The organism is Pseudomonas sp. CFII64, assembly GCF_000416235.1.
Classification (GTDB): Bacteria; Pseudomonadota; Gammaproteobacteria; order Pseudomonadales; family Pseudomonadaceae; genus Aquipseudomonas.
The window spans coordinates 100649-116827 of sequence record NZ_ATLO01000039.1 but is presented as its reverse complement, the minus strand read 5'-3'; the positions used below and the strand labels follow the sequence as shown (position 1 = coordinate 116827).

The following is a 16179-nucleotide window of genomic DNA, read 5'->3' as shown; positions in this document are numbered from 1 at the left end:
ATCAGGTTCGAGTCGCGGCGCTTTGAGCCACATCGGCCTCGGCACTCAACTCACGCACAGCGATGTAACGCTCGCTGCGACGAGTCCGATCCATGACCTGGCCGACCAACTGACCACAGGCCGCATCGATATCTTCGCCACGCGTGGTGCGCACAGTGACGTTGTAGCCAGCCTGATGCAACTGATCCTGAAAACGACGGATCGCGTTATTGCTCGGACGCTCGTAACCCGAATGCGGAAACGGGTTGAACGGGATCAGGTTGATCTTGCAAGGCGTGTCCTTGAGCAGCTCGATCATCTCGACCGCATGCTCGACCTTGTCGTTGATGTCCTTGAGCATGGTGTACTCGATGGTCAGCACGCGCTTCTCACCCAGGGTCTTCATGTAGCGCTGACAGGATTCGAGCAGCATTTTCAGCGGGTATTTCTTGTTGATCGGCACCAGCTGGTTGCGCAGCGCGTCGTTGGGCGCGTGCAGCGACAAGGCCAGGGAAACGTCGATGTGCTTGGCCAGCTCATCGATCATCGGCACCACGCCGGAGGTCGACAACGTCACCCGGCGTTTGGAAATGCCATAGCCCAGGTCATCCATCATCAGATGCATGGCGGCAATGACATTATCGAAATTCAGCAGCGGCTCACCCATGCCCATCATCACCACGTTGGTGATGGCACGGTCGACGGTTGCCGGGACGCTGCCAAAGGATTTGTTGGCAATCCACACCTGACCGATAACTTCGGCGGCGGTGAGGTTGCTGTTGAAGCCTTGTTTGCCGGTGGAGCAGAAACTGCAATCCAGCGCACAACCCGCCTGGGACGAAACACACAAGGTGCCGCGTTTGCCCTGGGGGATATAGACCGTTTCGACGCAGCTGCCGGACTCGACACGTACCACCCATTTACGGGTGCCATCGGTGGAGATGTCCTCGCTGACGACTTCCGGGCCACGCACTTCGGCACAGCTCTTGAGCTTTTCGCGCAGGGCCTTGCTGACGTTCGTCATGGCGTCGAAATCATCGACGCCAAAGTGGTGAATCCACTTCATGACCTGACCGGCACGGAAGCGCTTCTCCCCGATCGAGTCGAAGAATTTTTCCATTTCCAGTTGAGTCAGACCCAACAGGTTTGTTTTGCCAGTCGATGCAATCATGAATTCACCCTTCACTCGTTAGTCAGCAGGACTTAGCGGGTGGTTACTTCGGTAGCTGCGAAGAAGTACGAGATTTCGCGAGCAGCGGCGGCTTCCGAATCGGAACCGTGAACAGCGTTGGCGTCGATGGAATCAGCGAAATCAGCGCGGATAGTACCGGCAGCAGCTTCTTTAGGGTTGGTAGCGCCCATCAGCTCGCGGTTTTTGGCAATGGCGTCTTCGCCTTCCAGAACCTGAACAACAACAGGACCGGAGATCATGAATGCAACCAGGTCGCCGAAGAAGCCACGAGCGCTGTGCTCAGCGTAGAAACCTTCAGCTTCGGCTTTGGACAGTTGCTTCAGTTTCGAAGCAACAACGCGCAGGCCGGCTTTTTCAAAGCGAGTGGTGATTTCGCCGATTACGTTTTTTGCAACGGCGTCAGGCTTGATGATCGAGAAAGTACGTTGAACAGCCATGGTGTAACTCCAGAAACAATGATTAAAGCGAAAAATTAAACCCGCGAATTATACGCGGGTTCTGGTGTATTGCCTAACTGCATAGATTACAGGATTCAGTCCCGCTCTTCGATCCAGGCAGCCTGAATGGCTTCAAGGACCTTCTCGCCGCCACGCGTCGGATCATCGCTGAACTCCGGCAGGGCTATGACCCAGCGCTGAAGCTCAACAAAATTGACATAGCGCGGATCGACATCCGGCTTGCTTTCCGCGAGCTGGATAGCGATCTCCAGCACATCAACCCATTTAAGACTCATGACAGCTCCTTGTCAGTGCGGCGCTTCGGCTGCATGGTTTAGCGAATATTTCGGGATCTCCACCGTCAGGTCTTCAGTGCCGACAATCGCCTGGCAGGAAAGACGCGACTGAGACTCCAGACCCCAGGCCTTGTCGAGCATATCCTCCTCCAGCTCATCAGCCTCTTCCAGCGAGCTGAAACCCTCGCGGATGACGCAGTGACAAGTGGTGCAGGCGCAGACGCCGCCGCAGGCGCTTTCGATCTCGATGTGGTGCTCATGAGCCAGTTCGAGAATGGAAATGCCGGGCTCCGCCTCGACAACCAGACCTTCCGGACACAACGTTGCGTGAGGCAGAAAAATGATCTGCGGCATCAGTTATTCCTCGATTTCATTCAGATTGCGCCCCGACAGCGCGGCCTTGACCGTCAAGTCCATGCGTCGGGCTGCAAATGCGTCGGTCACTTGCGACAGACGCTTGGTCTGCTGCTCGATGGCGGGGCCATCGGTGCCTTGCATCAATTCACGTAGTTCCTGCAGTTGCAGGTCGATGACCATGCGTTCTTCGGCATCCAGCAAGCGTTCACCATCCACGTCCAGCGCCGCTTCGACGGCCTCGACCAGACGCTGCGCATCAACCTGCTGTTCACGCAGCACCCGGGCGACCTTGTCGTCACTGGCGTGCTGGAACGATTCCTTGAGCATCCGGGCAATTTCGCCATCGGTAAGCCCGTAGGAAGGCTTGACCTGGATACTTGATTCGACGCCCGAGCCCAGCTCACGCGCAGCCACGCTGAGCAGACCATCGGCGTCGACCTGGAAGGTGACACGGATCTTTGCGGCGCCGGCGACCATCGCCGGAATACCGCGCAGCTCAAAGCGCGCCAGGGAGCGACAGTCGCTGATCAGTTCACGCTCGCCTTGCAGCACGTGAATCATCATCGCCGACTGGCCGTCCTTGTACGTCGTAAAGTCCTGGGCCCGTGCGACAGGAATGGTCGTGTTGCGCGGAATCACTTTTTCCATCAGTCCGCCCATGGTTTCCAGCCCCAGGGACAGCGGAATCACGTCGAGCAACAGCAGTTCTTCGCCGTCGCGCTTGTTGCCAGCCAGGGTATCGGCCTGGATCGCCGCACCGATGGCGACCACTTGATCCGGATCGATTTCGGTCAATGGCTGGCGACCGAACAACTCGGCCACTGCCTGACGAACACGGGGAACGCGGGTAGAACCGCCAACCATGACCACTGCTTCGACTTCGTCCAGCTCGATATTGGCGTCACGCACCGCGCGGCGACAGGCCTTGAGGCTGCGCGCCAGCATCGGCTCGATGAGCGCATCGAAGGCCTCGCGAGTCAGCACGCCGCTCCAGTCGCCGTAGGCAACATCGGCGGTGGCGACATCGGTGAGCGCTTCTTTGGCAGCGCAAGCCGCCTGCAACAGGCTGCGCTGGGTAGACGGATCGAGATCCGCCGACAGACCGGCTTCAGCGACGATCCAGCTGGCGATCGCGTGATCGAAGTCATCACCACCCAGCGCGGTGTCGCCGCCGGTAGCCAGGACTTCAAAAACGCCGCCTGTCAGACGCAGAATCGAAATATCAAAGGTGCCGCCGCCCAGATCGTAAATCGCCACCACGCCTTCGGCGTTCTGATCCAGACCATAAGCGACCGCTGCCGCAGTTGGCTCGTTGAGCAGGCGCAGCACATTGAGACCGGCCAGTTTGGCGGCGTCTTTGGTGGCCTGGCGCTGAGCGTCATCGAAATAAGCCGGAACGGTAATCACCGCGCCCACCAGTTCGCCACCCAATGCCAGCTCGGCGCGCTCACGCAAGACTTTGAGGATGTCAGCGGAGACTTCGACCGGGCTTTTCGGACCTTGAATGGTTTCGATGAACGGCATGTGCGACTCGCCGCCGACGAAGCGGTAAGGCAATTGCTCGCCCAGCTGCTTGACGTCCGCCAGACCGCGCCCCATCAGGCGCTTGACCGAGAGCACGGTATTGAACGGGTCGGCAGCAGCGGCGGCCTTGGCAGCCTGACCGACTTCGACGCGGTCGGCGTGATAGCGCACGGCGGACGGCAGGATGACCTGCCCTTGCGCGTCAGCCAGCGGTTCGGAAAGACCGCTGCGCAATGCAGCGACCAGCGAATTGGTGGTGCCCAGGTCGATACCCACAGCCAGACGACGCTGGTGCGGTTGAGGACTTTGGCCGGGTTCGGCGATCTGCAGTAAGGCCATGCTTTATCTGAATAATCACAGGCGTGCGGCCAGGAGCAGCACGGGGTTAATCGTCGAGGCGCTCTTCAAGCTGGCGCACTTCGTAAGAAAGCTTGTCGAGGAACTGCATGCGCCGCATCAGCCGTTCGGCTTCATCGCGTTGCGCAGCGTCGTCCCAACAGGCAGCGAAGCTTTCGTTCAGTTCTTCCTGCGCCACCTTGAGGCGTCGCTTGAAGACTGCAACTCCCGCCAGGTCAGCTTCGTCCTGCAGATCCTCAAGCTCTTCGCGCCATTGCATCTGCTGCAGAAGAAACTCGGGATCGTGCACGGTCACTTCCAGCGGAACCTCATCGCCACGCATCGCCAAGAGATAACGCGCCCGTTTCGGGGCGTTCTTGAGCGTCTGGTAGGCTTCGTTGAGGCTGGCGGAATGTTCCAGCGCAAGACGCTGCTCACGCTCGGAGGCGTCAGCAAAGCGGTCTGGATGCACGGCTCTGGCCAGCTCACGATAGCGCGTGGCCAGTTGATCGAGATCCAGGCGAAAGCTCGGCTTGAGCTCGAACAAGGCGTAATGACAAGGAGTACCCACGATAAGCCTCAGATGTTGAAGCTTTCGCCGCAGCCACATTCACCGCGCGAGTTGGGGTTGTTGAACTTGAAGCCTTCGTTCAACCCTTCCTTGACGAAATCGAGTTCGGTGCCATCCAGGTAGACCAGGCTTTTCGGGTCAATGATCACCTTGACGCCGTGCAGTTCGTACACGGTATCTTCAGTGTTCGCCTCGTCGACGAACTCGAGCACATAGGCGAGACCGGAACAACCTGTGGTGCGAACACCCAGACGAACGCCATCACCTTTGCCGCGCCCGTCGAGGGAGCGTCGTACGTGTTTAGCGGCGGCTTCTGTCATGCTGATAGTCATCGGGACTCCTTATTGCAACGCCGTTGCTTGTCGCAAGCTTCTTTAGAAAAGGACCGCTGCTTACAGCAGGCCTTTCTTCTGCCGGTAGTCGCGGACGGCGGCCTTGATGGCGTCTTCAGCGAGTACGGAGCAGTGGATTTTCACCGGCGGCAAGGCCAGTTCTTCAGCCAGTTGAGTGTTCTTGATGGTCTCTGCTTCATCCAGAGTCTTGCCCTTCATCCACTCGGTCGCCAGAGAGCTGGAAGCAATCGCCGAACCGCAGCCGTAGGTCTTGAACTTGGCATCTTCGATGATGCCTTGATCGTTGACCTTGATTTGCAGGCGCATTACGTCGCCGCAAGCCGGAGCGCCGACCATGCCGGTGCCAACATCAGGATCTTCCGCGTTCATCTTGCCGACGTTGCGCGGGTTCTCGTAGTGGTCGATGACCTTTTCGCTGTAAGCCATGGTGCTATTCCTCTCATCAGGGAGTCGCTCTGCATGCCATGCGCACGGTTAGTGGCGCATGGCTCGCTTGGGAGGCGACTTTAAATTAATGCGCCGCCCACTCGATCTTGGAGATGTCGACACCGTCTTTGTACATGTCCCAGAGCGGCGAAAGTGCGCGCAGCTTGGTGACAGCTTCGCAGACTTTCTGCGCCGCATAATCGATTTCTTCTTCGGTGGTGAAACGACCGAAGGTGAAGCGTATCGAGCTATGGGCCAGTTCGTCATTACGACCAAGGGCGCGCAGCACGTACGACGGCTCAAGCGACGCCGAGGTACAGGCCGAACCGGACGAAACCGCCAGATCCTTGAGCGCCATGATCAGCGACTCGCCTTCGACATAGTTGAAGCTCAGGTTCAGGTTGTGCGGTACACGGGAGATCATGCTGCCGTTGATGTACAGCTCTTCCAGATGTTCAACCTGCTTGTAGAAACGTTCGCTCAAGGCTTTGACGTGAGCGTATTCGGCAGCCATGTCCTGCTTGGCAACGTGGAACGCTTCACCCATGCCAACGATCTGGTGGGTGGCCAGCGTGCCGGAACGCATGCCGCGCTCGTGACCGCCGCCGTGCATGGCCGCTTCCAGGCGAACGCGCGGTTTGCGGCTCACGTAGAGGGCGCCGATGCCTTTGGGGCCGTAGGTCTTGTGCGCCGAGAACGACATCAGGTCAACCTTGAGGTTGGCCAGGTCGATTTCGATTTTGCCGGTGGACTGCGCCGCATCAACGTGGAACAGCACGCCGCGCGAACGGGTCAGTTCGCCGATGGCTGCGATATCGTTGATGGTGCCGATTTCGTTGTTCACGTGCATGATCGAAACCAGGATGGTGTCGTCGCGCAGAGCCGCTTCAACCATTGCCGGTGTCACCAGGCCGTCTTCGCCGGGCTCGATGTAGGTGACTTCAAAACCTTCACGCTCAAGTTGACGCGTCGTATCGAGCACAGCTTTGTGCTCGATCTTGTTGGTGATGATGTGCTTGCCCTTGCTGGCGTAGAAATGCGCCACGCCCTTGATCGCCAGGTTGTCGGACTCGGTTGCACCGGAGGTCCAGACAATTTCACGTGGATCGGCGTTAACCAGATCAGCGACCTGACGACGCGCATTTTCCACCGCTTCTTCGGCCTTCCAGCCAAACACGTGGGAACGCGAAGCCGGGTTGCCGAAGTTGCCTTCGACGGTCAGGCATTCGATCATTTTCTGCGCGACACGCGGATCGACCGGGGTCGTCGCGGAGTAATCAAGGTAAATCGGCAATTTCATTGAAGCTCTCCTATCAGGCAGGCGCACCGCTCATTCATCTGCGTTCATTCAACGGCGGACGTTTCAATCTTATCCAGGTACTGCGTCTTGGTATTGGAGCGACGCAGATCCTGGCGCTGGGCGACTTCTTGCACCTCACGGCGAGTCACAAGGTCGGCCAGGCTGATACCGCTTAGAAATTCGTGAATCTGCTGGCTGAGATCGCACCACAAATGGTGGGTCAGGCAGGTATCGCCGGCATGGCAATCGCCCAGTCCCTGGCAGCGCGTTGCGTCAACGGACTCGTTGACGGCATCGATCACCTGAGAGACCTGGATGCTCTGCATGCTGCGGGAAAGCTGATAACCACCGCCCGGACCCCGCACGCTCGACACCAGACTGCTGCGACGCAGCTTGGCGAAAAGTTGCTCAAGGTAGGACAGCGAAATGCCTTGTCGCTCAGAGATATCGGCCAGTGACACTGGCCCGTGCTGCGCATGTAATGCCAGATCGAGCATGGCAGTTACTGCGTATCGGCCTTTCGTAGTCAGTCGCATGGCGTGTACCGCGGAGGTTCTGGATAAATCGAGTATGCTATTCCCGACTGTTTAAGTCAACTATAAGACCAAGCAATTTAGTCGGGAATACCCGCAAAACTGCGGCCGCATCATAGCAAACGCTAGGGCGTATGGCACGCCCAGCGTCATACAGGATCAGCCGACCTTGCTTTCGCTCTTGTCCTTGACGCAGTCGAAGACCTCGTCATGCAGCTCGGGAAGCTCCTTGGCGCAATAATCGCTGCCCAGGCCCTTGAGCGCATCGCACATGCCTTCCAGGCGAACATCCACGGCCTGCAGGTGATCAAGCAACTGGCCAATGGCCCGCGCAACCGGATCGGGCATGTCCTCGCTGACGCCATAGGCATCGAAACCCAGCTTCTCGGCGATTGCCTTGCGCTTGGCCTGCACGTCATCGTCGGATTTGATGATGATGCGACCCGGAATACCCACCGCCGTGGCGCCAGCCGGCACCGCCTTGGTCACCACCGCATTGGAACCGATCTTCGCCCCCGCGCCGACCGTGAACGGCCCCAGCACCTTGGCGCCGGCACCGACCACGACCCCATCTTCCAGAGTTGGATGGCGTTTGCCGGCATTCCAACTGGTGCCGCCGAGCGTCACGCCCTGGTACAGCGTAACGTCATTGCCGATCTCGGCGGTCTCGCCAATCACGATACCCATGCCGTGATCGATGAAAAACCGACGGCCAACCTTGGCACCGGGATGGATTTCGATACCGGTCATCCAGCGACCGAAGTTCGACACCACTCGCGCCGGCCACTTCAGGCCCTGCAACCACAGAATATGCGCCAAACGATGCAGCCAGATGGCGTGCATGCCGGGATAGCAGGTCAGCACTTCAAAGGCATTGCGGGCCGCAGGATCACGATGGAACACACTTTGAATATCTTCTCGCAGACGCTCGAACATCATTGATCCTTCCGCTTATAGGGTTCACCACGGGCTGATTTCTGGGTCTCCGTAAGGATCCCGCGCAAAATGCTCAGCTCCGAGCGATTCACATCGCTGCGACCGTACAAGCGGCGCAGTCGAGCCATCAAATGCCGTGGCTTTTCCGGATCCATAAAGCCAATCGCTACCAGCGTAGCTTCAAGGTGTCCGTAAAATCCTTCCATTTCGTCCATGGTTGCCAGATCAGCACTGCGCACCGAGGTCACTTCGACTTTTTCGGTCTTGGTCGGCTGCCCTTGAGCCGCCAGCCAGGACATGCGCACCTCGTAACTCAGCACCTGAACGGCCGCCGCCAGGTTCAGCGAGCTGAACTCAGGATCGGACGGGATATGCACGTGATAGTGACATCGCTGCAGCTCCTCATTGGTCAGGCCGGCGTATTCACGACCGAACACCAGCGCCACCTCGGCGCCCTGCCCGGCCTGCTCGGCGGCCATCACGCCAGACTCGCGGGGATCGAGCAGCGGCCACGGAATGCGCCGATCACGGGCGCTGGTGCCCAGGACCAGATTGCAGCCCACCAAGGCGTCTTCAAGGCTCGCAACCACTTGGGCGTTTTCGAGGATGTCGCTCGCACCGGAAGCCCGGGCGTCGGCTTCGTGATTGGGAAAGACCAGCGGATCCACAAGCACCAGGCGCGAAAGCCCCATGTTTTTCATGGCGCGAGCAGCTCCTCCGATATTGCCGGGATGACTGGTACCGACCAGGACAACACGAATGTTTTGCAGCAAGGCAAGCGCTCACAGACAGAAGAATGGGGAGCAAATATTACAGAAGCCCTTGGGTTAACGCTATGAAGGCTTGCGGCATTGAGTCTAGCGACAACACGACGCTGGAAATATTTCTTCTTACGCCATAGAATGTTCGGCTTTCTTTAACGACCCAGGTGAAACGTCCATGCAGCCCATGCTGAATATCGCGCTGCGCGCCGCCCGCAGCGCCAGCGAATTGATTTTCCGCTCCATCGAGCGCCTGGATACCATCAAGGTCGATGAAAAAGGTGCGAAAGATTACGTCACCGAAATCGATCGTGCTGCCGAGCAACTGATCGTCACCGCCCTGCGCAAGGCTTATCCGACTCACGGCATCCTTGGCGAAGAAAGCGGCCTGCATGAAGGCAGCGGCGAAGGCGCCGACTACCTGTGGATCATCGATCCACTGGACGGCACCACCAACTTCATTCGCGGCGTACCGCACTTCGCCGTCAGCATCGCCTGCAAACACAAGGGCCGTCTGGCTCACGCCGTGGTTCTGGATCCGGTTCGCCAGGAAGAGTTCACCGCAAGTGCCGGCGGCGGCGCACAACTCAACGGTCGTCGCATGCGCGTCAGTCCGCGCACCAGCCTTGAAGGCGCCCTGCTCGGCACGGGCTTCCCGTTCCGCGACAACCAGATGGATAACCTGGAAAACTACCTGGGCATGTTCCGCAGCCTGGTAGGCCAGACCGCCGGCATTCGTCGTGCTGGCGCTGCAAGCCTGGACCTGGCCTACGTGGCCGCCGGCCGTTTCGATGCGTTCTGGGAATCGGGCCTGTCCGAATGGGACATGGCTGCAGGCGCCCTGCTGATTCAGGAAGCCGGCGGTCTGGTCAGCGACTTCACAGGCGGTCACGACTTCCTGGAAAAAGGCCACATCGTTGCTGGTAACACCAAATGCTTCAAGGCCGTGCTGACGTCCATCGCACCGCACTTGCCCGCATCGCTGAAACGCTGAGTTTTGGCGCAATAAAAAACCGGCCTTGGCCGGTTTTTTTACGTCTGGGAAAAGCTATTGCTGACCCAGAACCAATTGACCTTCCTTGTTGACCGGAATCTGGTTGCCCGGATCACGCTCCATACGCACCTGACCGACCTTGTCATTGAGCTTGTACTTCACGTCATAACCCACAACCTTGTCACTGATGTCATTGACCGTGTTGCAGCGAGTCTGCGTCGTGGTGTAGGTGTCGCGGTTCTGCATACCTTCCTGAACCTTGTTACCGGCGTAGCCGCCACCGACCGCGCCAGCGACAGTCGCAATTTTCTTGCCGTTACCGCCGCCGATCTGATTACCCAGCAAACCGCCGGCAACCGCACCGATAACGCTACCGACGATCTGGTGCTGGTCCTTGACCGGCGCCTGACGTGTCACGGCTACATCCTTGCAGACTTCACGCGGCGTCTTGATTTGCTGTTTGACAGGTTCGACTGCCAAGACCTCAGCATATTCAGGGCCGCTTTTAACGAGGCTGTAGGTGGCAACAGCGCCGCCGGCAGTAACGACGGCGGCACCCAGCACAGCACCAACAAGCAACGATTTGTTCACGTGAACCTCCTGACCTTCTGAAGCGTAGTTTCCTACGCAATACCCAGCCTTGTCAAAACTCGCGCCTTTCAGGTCATTGGGGTGAACGCGTCGGGTTAAGGACGGTCGTCCACCTTCTCGGCGACCACTGGAGGAATCAGATCCTCGGAGGACAGGTTCAGCCAGATCAACACTACGTTGGCAATGTAGATAGACGAGTAAGTACCCGCCAATACGCCAATGAACAGCGCCACCGAGAAACCGTGCAGGCTGTCGCCACCGAATACCCACAGCGCGACGATCGCCAACAAGGTCGAAACCGAGGTCGCAATCGTACGCAGCAAGGTTTGCGTGGTGGAGATGTTGATGTTTTCGATCAACGAAGCCTTACGCAACAGGCGGAAGTTTTCCCGGACCCGGTCGAATACCACGATGGTGTCGTTCAGCGAGTAACCGATGATCGCCAAAACCGCCGCCAACACCGTGAGGTCGAAGGTGATCTGGAAGAACGACAGGATACCCATGGTCACGACCACGTCGTGGATCAGCGAGATGATTGCACCGACGGCGAACTTCCACTGGAAGCGGAACGCCAGGTAGATCAACACACCGCCCAGCGCCATGAGCATGCCGAGGCCGCCCTGGTCGCGCAGCTCTTCACCCACCTGCGGGCCGACGAATTCGACACGCTTGACGGTCGCCGGATTATCGGCGCCCGACTTGCGCAGCGCGTCAGCTACCTGAGTGCCCAGTTGTGGATCTTCGCCTGGCATACGCACCAGCAGATCGGTGGTCGCGCCAAAACTCTGCACGACTGCATCGTGATAACCGGCCGTTGCCAGCTCTTCACGTACTTTGCCCAGATCCGCAGGACGCTCGTAGGTCAGCTCGATGAGCGTACCGCCGGTGAAGTCCAGACCATAGTTCAGCCCTTTGGTGGCCCAGCTGAACAACGCCAGGACGGTAAGGAGCATGGTGACGGCGAACGCAATATTGCGCACGCCCATGAAGTTAATGGTACGTAACATGTCAGCCCCTTAAATCCACAACTTCTTGAAGTCACGCCCGCCATAGATCAGGTTGACCATTGCGCGGGTCACCATGATGGCAGTGAACATCGAGGTAAAGATCCCGAGCGACATGGTCACGGCAAAGCCTTTGATCGGGCCGGTGCCCATCGCAAAGAGAATGCCGCCGACCAGCAGCGTGGTCAGGTTAGCGTCGAGAATCGCCGTATAGGCGCGATCGAAACCTTCGTTGATCGCCCGTTGCACGGTCATGCCGCCGGCGATCTCTTCACGAATACGCGAGAAGATCAGTACGTTGGCGTCCACCGCCATACCCATGGTCAGCACGATACCGGCGATACCCGGCAGGGTCAGCGTCGCACCCAGCAAGGACATCAAGGCCAGCAGCATGACCATGTTCAGCGCCAGGGCAACCGTGGCGATCAGACCGAAGAAGCGGTAGATGGCCATGATGAACAGCGAGACGAACAGCATGCCCCACAGCGAAGCGTCGATACCCTTGGTGATGTTGTCAGCACCCAGGCTCGGGCCGATGGTGCGTTCTTCAGCGAAGTACATCGGTGCCGCCAGACCACCGGCACGCAACAGCAGCGCCAGTTCGGAAGCTTCACCCTGGCCGTTCAGACCGGTGATCCGGAACGAACTGCCCAGCGGCGACTGAATGGTCGCCAGGCTGATGATCTTCTTCTCTTCCTTGAAGGTCTGAACCGGCACGTCTTTCTCGACGCCGTTGACCGTTTGTTTGGTGTAGGTAGTGGTCGGCTTCTGCTCGATGAAGATCACCGCCATGCTGCGACCCACATTGCTGCGCGTCGAGCGGCTCATCAGATCGCCACCATGGCCATCCAGGGTGATGTTCACTTGCGGACGACCGTGCTCGTCGAAGCCAGCCTTGGCGTCGGTCACCTGGTCACCGGTGATGATCAGGCCACGCTCAACCGGAGCTGCTGGACGACCGCCTTCGCGGAACTCGAACATCTCGGTGGTGGCTTTGGAATCATCAGGGCCTGCGCCCAGACGGAACTCAAGGTTGGCGGTCTTGCCCAGAATACGCTTGGCTTCAGCGGTGTCCTGCACGCCCGGCAGCTCAACCACGATGCGGTTGGCGCCCTGACGCTGGACCAGAGGCTCGGCAACACCCAGCTCGTTGACCCGGTTACGCACGGTGGTCAAGTTCTGCTTGATCGAGTATTCGCGAATCTCGGCAACCTTGGCCGGAGTCATCGCCAGGCGCAGCACGGGAATCCCGTTCAGGTCGGCCGGGACGATATCGAAATCGGTGAAGTTCTTGCGGATCAGCGTACGTGCTTCGTCGCGGGCAGCTTCATCGCTGAAACCCAGCTGAATAGCGCCATTGAGTTGCGGCAGGCTGCGATAGCGCGATTTTTCCTTGCGCAGCAGGCTTTTCACTTCGCCTTCATACACTTTCATGCGCGCGTCGAGCGCCTTGTCCATGTCGACTTCCAGCAGGAAGTGCACACCACCGGACAAGTCCAGACCCATCTTCATCGGGCTGGCACCCAGATGACGCAGCCATGTCGGCGTGGTGCGGGCCAGGTTCAGTGCGACGACATAGTCATCACCCAACGCCTTGCGCGCGACATCCTTGGCCGGCAACTGGTCTTCTTGCTTGCTCAGACGCAACAAACCGCCTTTGCCATTCTCAGCCAGGGAGGAAGCCTTGACCGCGATACCTGCATCGGTAAGCGCCTTGCCGACACGATCGAGATCAGCCTGATTGACCTGCAACGCCGTGCTCGCGCCGGTGATCTGGATCGCCGCATCATCAGGATAGAGATTGGGTGCGGAATAAATAAAACCGACCACCAGCACCGCCAGGATCAGTACGTATTTCCACAGAGGGTATTTGTTCAGCATCACGCCGCCCGTATAACGCGGGGCGCCTTGCGCGCCCCGTCGATTGGTAAAAGACTGAAACCTTAGATCGCTTTCAGGGTGCCCTTTGGCAGGGTGGCGGCAATAGCGCCTTTCTGAATTTTCAGCTCAACAGTGTCGGACACTTCGATAACCACGAAGTCATCGGTCACTTTGTTGATCTTGCCAGCGATACCGCCGGAGGTGACAACTTCGTCGCCCTTCTGCAAGTTGCCGAGCAGGTTCTTCTGCTCTTTGGCGCGCTTGGCCTGTGGACGCCAGATCATCAGATAGAAGATGACCAGGAAACCGACCAGGAAAATCCATTCAAAGCCACCGCCCATAGGGCCTGCGGCCGGTGCAGCAGCATCCGCGAAAGCGGAAGAGATGAAAAAGCTCATTTAGCACTCCAGTTGCAAAATTAATAAGAAAAGCTGACAAAACTCAGTTCAATCAATCCAAAGGCGGCACGGGAAGGCCGCGTTTAGCGTAGAAGGCATCGACAAAGGCGGCCAATGTACCCTGTTGAATAGCCTCGCGCAAACCAGCCATAAGCAGCTGGTAATGCCGCAAATTATGGATCGTATTGAGCATGCTCCCCAGCATTTCGCCGCACTTGTCCAGATGATGCAGATAAGCGCGGGAGAAGTTCTTGCAGGTGTAGCAATCGCACGTCGGATCCAGCGCCGAATCATCATGACGATGGAACGCGTTACGGATCTTCAGCACACCTGTATCAATGAACAAATGACCGTTGCGGGCATTGCGGGTCGGCATCACGCAATCGAACATGTCGATTCCGCGGCGCACACCCTCCACCAGATCTTCCGGCTTGCCTACACCCATAAGGTAACGAGGTTTGTCAGGCGGCATCTGGCCCGGCAGATAATCCAGCACTTTGATCATCTCGTGCTTGGGTTCGCCCACTGACAGACCGCCAATGGCCAGGCCATCGAAGCCGATCTGATCCAGGCCTTCGAGGGAGCGCATACGCAGGTTTTCATGCATGCCGCCCTGCACGATACCGAACAGCGCCGCCGTGCTTTCGCCGTGCGCGATCTTCGAGCGCTTGGCCCAGCGCAGGGACAATTCCATGGAAACCCGCGCGACATCTTCGTCGGCCGGATAAGGCGTGCATTCGTCGAAGATCATCACGATGTCCGAGCCCAGGTCACGCTGGACCTGCATCGACTCTTCCGGCCCCATGAACACCTTGGCGCCATCGACCGGGGAAGCAAAGGTCACGCCCTCCTCCTTGATCTTGCGCATGGCACCGAGGCTGAACACCTGGAAGCCGCCGGAGTCGGTCAGAATCGGGCCGTTCCACTGCATGAAATCGTGCAGGTCGCCGTGCGCCTTGATGACTTCGGTGCCCGGACGCAGCCACAAGTGAAAGGTGTTGCCGAGGATCATCTGCGCGCCGGTGGCTTCGATGTCCCGTGGCAGCATGCCCTTGACCGTACCGTAAGTGCCCACTGGCATGAACGCCGGGGTTTCGACCACGCCGCGCGGAAAGGTCAGACGACCACGACGCGCCTTGCCGTCAGTGGCCAACAACTCGAAAGACATACGACTGGTGCGGGTCATGCGTGATCCTCTGGGTCCGATGCCGCAGGAGCGGTCGGCGCGGGATTGCGGGTGATGAACATCGCATCACCGTAACTGAAGAAGCGGTAGCCATGCTCGACCGCTGCGGCATAGGCCGCCATGGTCTCGGGGTAACCGGCGAACGCCGAAACCAGCATCAGCAGCGTGGATTCAGGCAAATGAAAGTTGGTCACCAGGGCATCGACCACATGAAACGGACGCCCCGGGAAAATAAAGATATCGGTGTCGCCGCTGAACGGCTTCAACACGCCATCGCGGGCCGCGCTTTCCAGCGAACGCACGCTGGTGGTGCCGACGGCAATCACCCGCCCGCCCCGCTCACGACAAGCCGCCACCGCATCGACGACTTCCTGGCTGACTTCCAGCCATTCGTTGTGCATGTGGTGATCTTCCAGACGCTCGACGCGCACCGGCTGAAACGTCCCCGCGCCAACGTGCAGCGTCACGAACGCCAGCTCGACGCCTTTGGCGACAATCGCATCCAGCAGCGGCTGATCAAAATGCAGGCCCGCCGTCGGCGCAGCCACCGCCCCGGCACGCTCGGCATAGACCGTCTGATAACGCTCGCGGTCGGCGCTGTCGTCCGGGCGGTCTATATAAGGAGGCAGCGGCATATGCCCGACGCGTTCGAGCAGCGGCAAGACCGGTTCGGCGAAACGCAGTTCGAACAGCGTGTCATGGCGCACCACCATCTCGGCCTCGCCACCGCCATCGATCAGGATCGTCGAGCCCGGCTTGGGCGACTTGCTCGACCGCACGTGGGCCAGCACGCGATAGGTGTCCAGCACCCGCTCAACCAGAATCTCCAGCTTGCCGCCGGACGCTTTCTGGCCGAACAAACGGGCCGGAATCACACGGGTATTGTTGAACACCATCAAATCGCCGGGGCGCACATGCTCCAGCAAATCAGAGAAATGACGATGTGCCAGCGCGCCGCTAACCCCGTCAAGGGTCAACAAACGACTGCTGCGGCGCTCGGCCAAAGGATGGCGAGCGATCAGGGAATCAGGGAGTTCGAAGGTAAAGTCAGCAACGCGCATGATGGGGTTCGTCTAGCAGGGCCGTGAAGTTTAGCGGAAGAAGACAAAATTGACCATGAAAGG

The 16179-nt window shown here is 58.8% G+C and carries 19 protein-coding genes; 1 reads left to right on the top strand and 18 read right to left on the bottom strand.

Annotated features, from left to right (window positions below):
• Window position 1: 1 nt before the first annotated feature.
• The 12 genes from rlmN to trmJ all read right to left on the bottom strand — a co-directional run bounded on the left by rlmN (window position 2) and on the right by trmJ (window position 9013).
• Entirely contained in the window at window positions 2–1150 is a 1149-nt protein-coding gene (gene rlmN, locus CFII64_RS17765; protein ID WP_020292199.1) for a 23S rRNA (adenine(2503)-C(2))-methyltransferase RlmN, read from the bottom strand.
• A 32-nt stretch (window positions 1151–1182) separates the two neighbouring features.
• Window positions 1183–1608: a nucleoside-diphosphate kinase gene (gene ndk, locus CFII64_RS17760; protein WP_020292198.1), complete on the bottom strand. Its 426-nt coding sequence runs from the start codon at window positions 1606–1608 to the stop codon at window positions 1183–1185.
• A gap of 95 nt (window positions 1609–1703) precedes the next feature.
• A complete protein-coding gene (gene iscX / locus CFII64_RS17755) occupies window positions 1704–1904 on the bottom strand; it encodes a Fe-S cluster assembly protein IscX (protein ID WP_020292197.1) in 201 nt (66 codons plus the stop codon).
• 12 nt (window positions 1905–1916) lie between these two features.
• Entirely contained in the window at window positions 1917–2258 is a 342-nt protein-coding gene (fdx, locus tag CFII64_RS17750; RefSeq protein ID WP_020292196.1) for an ISC system 2Fe-2S type ferredoxin, read from the bottom strand.
• Between the two features lie 3 nt (window positions 2259–2261).
• On the bottom strand, window positions 2262–4124 hold the full coding sequence (hscA, locus tag CFII64_RS17745; protein ID WP_020292195.1) for a Fe-S protein assembly chaperone HscA: 1863 nt from the start codon (window positions 4122–4124) through the stop codon (window positions 2262–2264).
• Between the two features lie 46 nt (window positions 4125–4170).
• The gene (gene hscB / locus CFII64_RS17740; protein ID WP_020292194.1) at window positions 4171–4692 is read right to left on the bottom strand and encodes a co-chaperone HscB; all 522 of its coding nucleotides are present in this window, start codon (window positions 4690–4692) and stop codon (window positions 4171–4173) included.
• Between the two features lie 8 nt (window positions 4693–4700).
• Window positions 4701–5024, bottom strand: a complete 324-nt coding sequence (gene iscA / locus CFII64_RS17735; RefSeq protein ID WP_020292193.1) for an iron-sulfur cluster assembly protein IscA — start codon at window positions 5022–5024, stop codon at window positions 4701–4703.
• Between the two features lie 60 nt (window positions 5025–5084).
• On the bottom strand, window positions 5085–5471 hold the full coding sequence (gene iscU, locus CFII64_RS17730) for a Fe-S cluster assembly scaffold IscU (RefSeq protein WP_020292192.1): 387 nt from the start codon (window positions 5469–5471) through the stop codon (window positions 5085–5087).
• 85 nt (window positions 5472–5556) lie between these two features.
• Window positions 5557–6771 (bottom strand): IscS subfamily cysteine desulfurase, encoded by a 1215-nt coding sequence (locus tag CFII64_RS17725; RefSeq protein ID WP_020292191.1) that lies wholly within the window; start codon window positions 6769–6771, stop codon window positions 5557–5559.
• A 44-nt stretch (window positions 6772–6815) separates the two neighbouring features.
• Complete coding sequence (gene iscR / locus CFII64_RS17720) at window positions 6816–7307, bottom strand: Fe-S cluster assembly transcriptional regulator IscR (RefSeq protein WP_020292190.1); 492 nt, start codon at window positions 7305–7307, stop codon at window positions 6816–6818.
• Window positions 7308–7463: 156 nt separating this feature from the next.
• Window positions 7464–8240 carry a serine O-acetyltransferase gene (gene cysE, locus CFII64_RS17715; RefSeq protein WP_020292189.1) on the bottom strand — a complete coding sequence of 259 codons (777 nt, stop codon included), beginning with the start codon at window positions 8238–8240 and terminating at the stop codon, window positions 7464–7466.
• Entirely contained in the window at window positions 8240–9013 is a 774-nt protein-coding gene (gene trmJ / locus CFII64_RS17710; RefSeq protein WP_020292188.1) for a tRNA (cytosine(32)/uridine(32)-2'-O)-methyltransferase TrmJ, read from the bottom strand. The genes cysE and trmJ overlap by 1 nt, the downstream gene beginning before the upstream one ends.
• 166 nt (window positions 9014–9179) lie before the next feature.
• Between trmJ and suhB the strand changes: the two genes are divergently transcribed.
• Window positions 9180–9995 (top strand): inositol-phosphate phosphatase, encoded by an 816-nt coding sequence (gene suhB, locus CFII64_RS17705; RefSeq protein WP_020292187.1) that lies wholly within the window; start codon window positions 9180–9182, stop codon window positions 9993–9995.
• A gap of 54 nt (window positions 9996–10049) precedes the next feature.
• Here the strand turns inward: suhB and CFII64_RS17700 are convergent, their stop codons facing one another.
• The 6 genes from CFII64_RS17700 to queA all read right to left on the bottom strand — a co-directional run bounded on the left by CFII64_RS17700 (window position 10050) and on the right by queA (window position 16116).
• The gene (locus CFII64_RS17700; RefSeq protein WP_020292186.1) at window positions 10050–10586 is read right to left on the bottom strand and encodes a glycine zipper 2TM domain-containing protein; all 537 of its coding nucleotides are present in this window, start codon (window positions 10584–10586) and stop codon (window positions 10050–10052) included.
• Window positions 10587–10681: 95 nt separating this feature from the next.
• Window positions 10682–11593, bottom strand: a complete 912-nt coding sequence (gene secF / locus CFII64_RS17695) for a protein translocase subunit SecF (RefSeq protein ID WP_020292185.1) — start codon at window positions 11591–11593, stop codon at window positions 10682–10684.
• A gap of 9 nt (window positions 11594–11602) precedes the next feature.
• Entirely contained in the window at window positions 11603–13471 is a 1869-nt protein-coding gene (gene secD / locus CFII64_RS17690; protein WP_020292184.1) for a protein translocase subunit SecD, read from the bottom strand.
• A 62-nt stretch (window positions 13472–13533) separates the two neighbouring features.
• Entirely contained in the window at window positions 13534–13869 is a 336-nt protein-coding gene (gene yajC, locus CFII64_RS17685; protein ID WP_020292183.1) for a preprotein translocase subunit YajC, read from the bottom strand.
• A gap of 52 nt (window positions 13870–13921) precedes the next feature.
• The gene (gene tgt / locus CFII64_RS17680; RefSeq protein ID WP_154232475.1) at window positions 13922–15037 is read right to left on the bottom strand and encodes a tRNA guanosine(34) transglycosylase Tgt; all 1116 of its coding nucleotides are present in this window, start codon (window positions 15035–15037) and stop codon (window positions 13922–13924) included.
• 14 nt (window positions 15038–15051) lie between these two features.
• On the bottom strand, window positions 15052–16116 hold the full coding sequence (gene queA, locus CFII64_RS17675; RefSeq protein WP_020292181.1) for a tRNA preQ1(34) S-adenosylmethionine ribosyltransferase-isomerase QueA: 1065 nt from the start codon (window positions 16114–16116) through the stop codon (window positions 15052–15054).
• Between the last annotated feature and the right edge of the window lie 63 nt (window positions 16117–16179).

What these genes read in the sequence shown, in the direction of transcription:
- rlmN (WP_020292199.1), bottom strand. Translation starts at nt 1,150, where the DNA reads ATGATTGCATCGACTGGCAAAACAAACCTGTTGGGTCTGACTCAACTG.
- ndk (WP_020292198.1), bottom strand. Translation starts at nt 1,608, where the DNA reads ATGGCTGTTCAACGTACTTTCTCGATCATCAAGCCTGACGCCGTTGCA.
- iscX (WP_020292197.1), bottom strand. Translation starts at nt 1,904, where the DNA reads ATGAGTCTTAAATGGGTTGATGTGCTGGAGATCGCTATCCAGCTCGCG.
- fdx (WP_020292196.1), bottom strand. Translation starts at nt 2,258, where the DNA reads ATGCCGCAGATCATTTTTCTGCCTCACGCAACGTTGTGTCCGGAAGGT.
- hscA (WP_020292195.1), bottom strand. Translation starts at nt 4,124, where the DNA reads ATGGCCTTACTGCAGATCGCCGAACCCGGCCAAAGTCCTCAACCGCAC.
- iscA (WP_020292193.1), bottom strand. Translation starts at nt 5,024, where the DNA reads ATGACTATCAGCATGACAGAAGCCGCCGCTAAACACGTACGACGCTCC.
- iscU (WP_020292192.1), bottom strand. Translation starts at nt 5,471, where the DNA reads ATGGCTTACAGCGAAAAGGTCATCGACCACTACGAGAACCCGCGCAAC.
- CFII64_RS17725 (WP_020292191.1), bottom strand. Translation starts at nt 6,771, where the DNA reads ATGAAATTGCCGATTTACCTTGATTACTCCGCGACGACCCCGGTCGAT.
- iscR (WP_020292190.1), bottom strand. Translation starts at nt 7,307, where the DNA reads ATGCGACTGACTACGAAAGGCCGATACGCAGTAACTGCCATGCTCGAT.
- cysE (WP_020292189.1), bottom strand. Translation starts at nt 8,240, where the DNA reads ATGTTCGAGCGTCTGCGAGAAGATATTCAAAGTGTGTTCCATCGTGAT.
- suhB (WP_020292187.1), top strand. Translation starts at nt 9,180, where the DNA reads ATGCAGCCCATGCTGAATATCGCGCTGCGCGCCGCCCGCAGCGCCAGC.
- secF (WP_020292185.1), bottom strand. Translation starts at nt 11,593, where the DNA reads ATGTTACGTACCATTAACTTCATGGGCGTGCGCAATATTGCGTTCGCC.
- secD (WP_020292184.1), bottom strand. Translation starts at nt 13,471, where the DNA reads ATGCTGAACAAATACCCTCTGTGGAAATACGTACTGATCCTGGCGGTG.
- yajC (WP_020292183.1), bottom strand. Translation starts at nt 13,869, where the DNA reads ATGAGCTTTTTCATCTCTTCCGCTTTCGCGGATGCTGCTGCACCGGCC.
- tgt (WP_154232475.1), bottom strand. Translation starts at nt 15,037, where the DNA reads ATGTCTTTCGAGTTGTTGGCCACTGACGGCAAGGCGCGTCGTGGTCGT.
- queA (WP_020292181.1), bottom strand. Translation starts at nt 16,116, where the DNA reads ATGCGCGTTGCTGACTTTACCTTCGAACTCCCTGATTCCCTGATCGCT.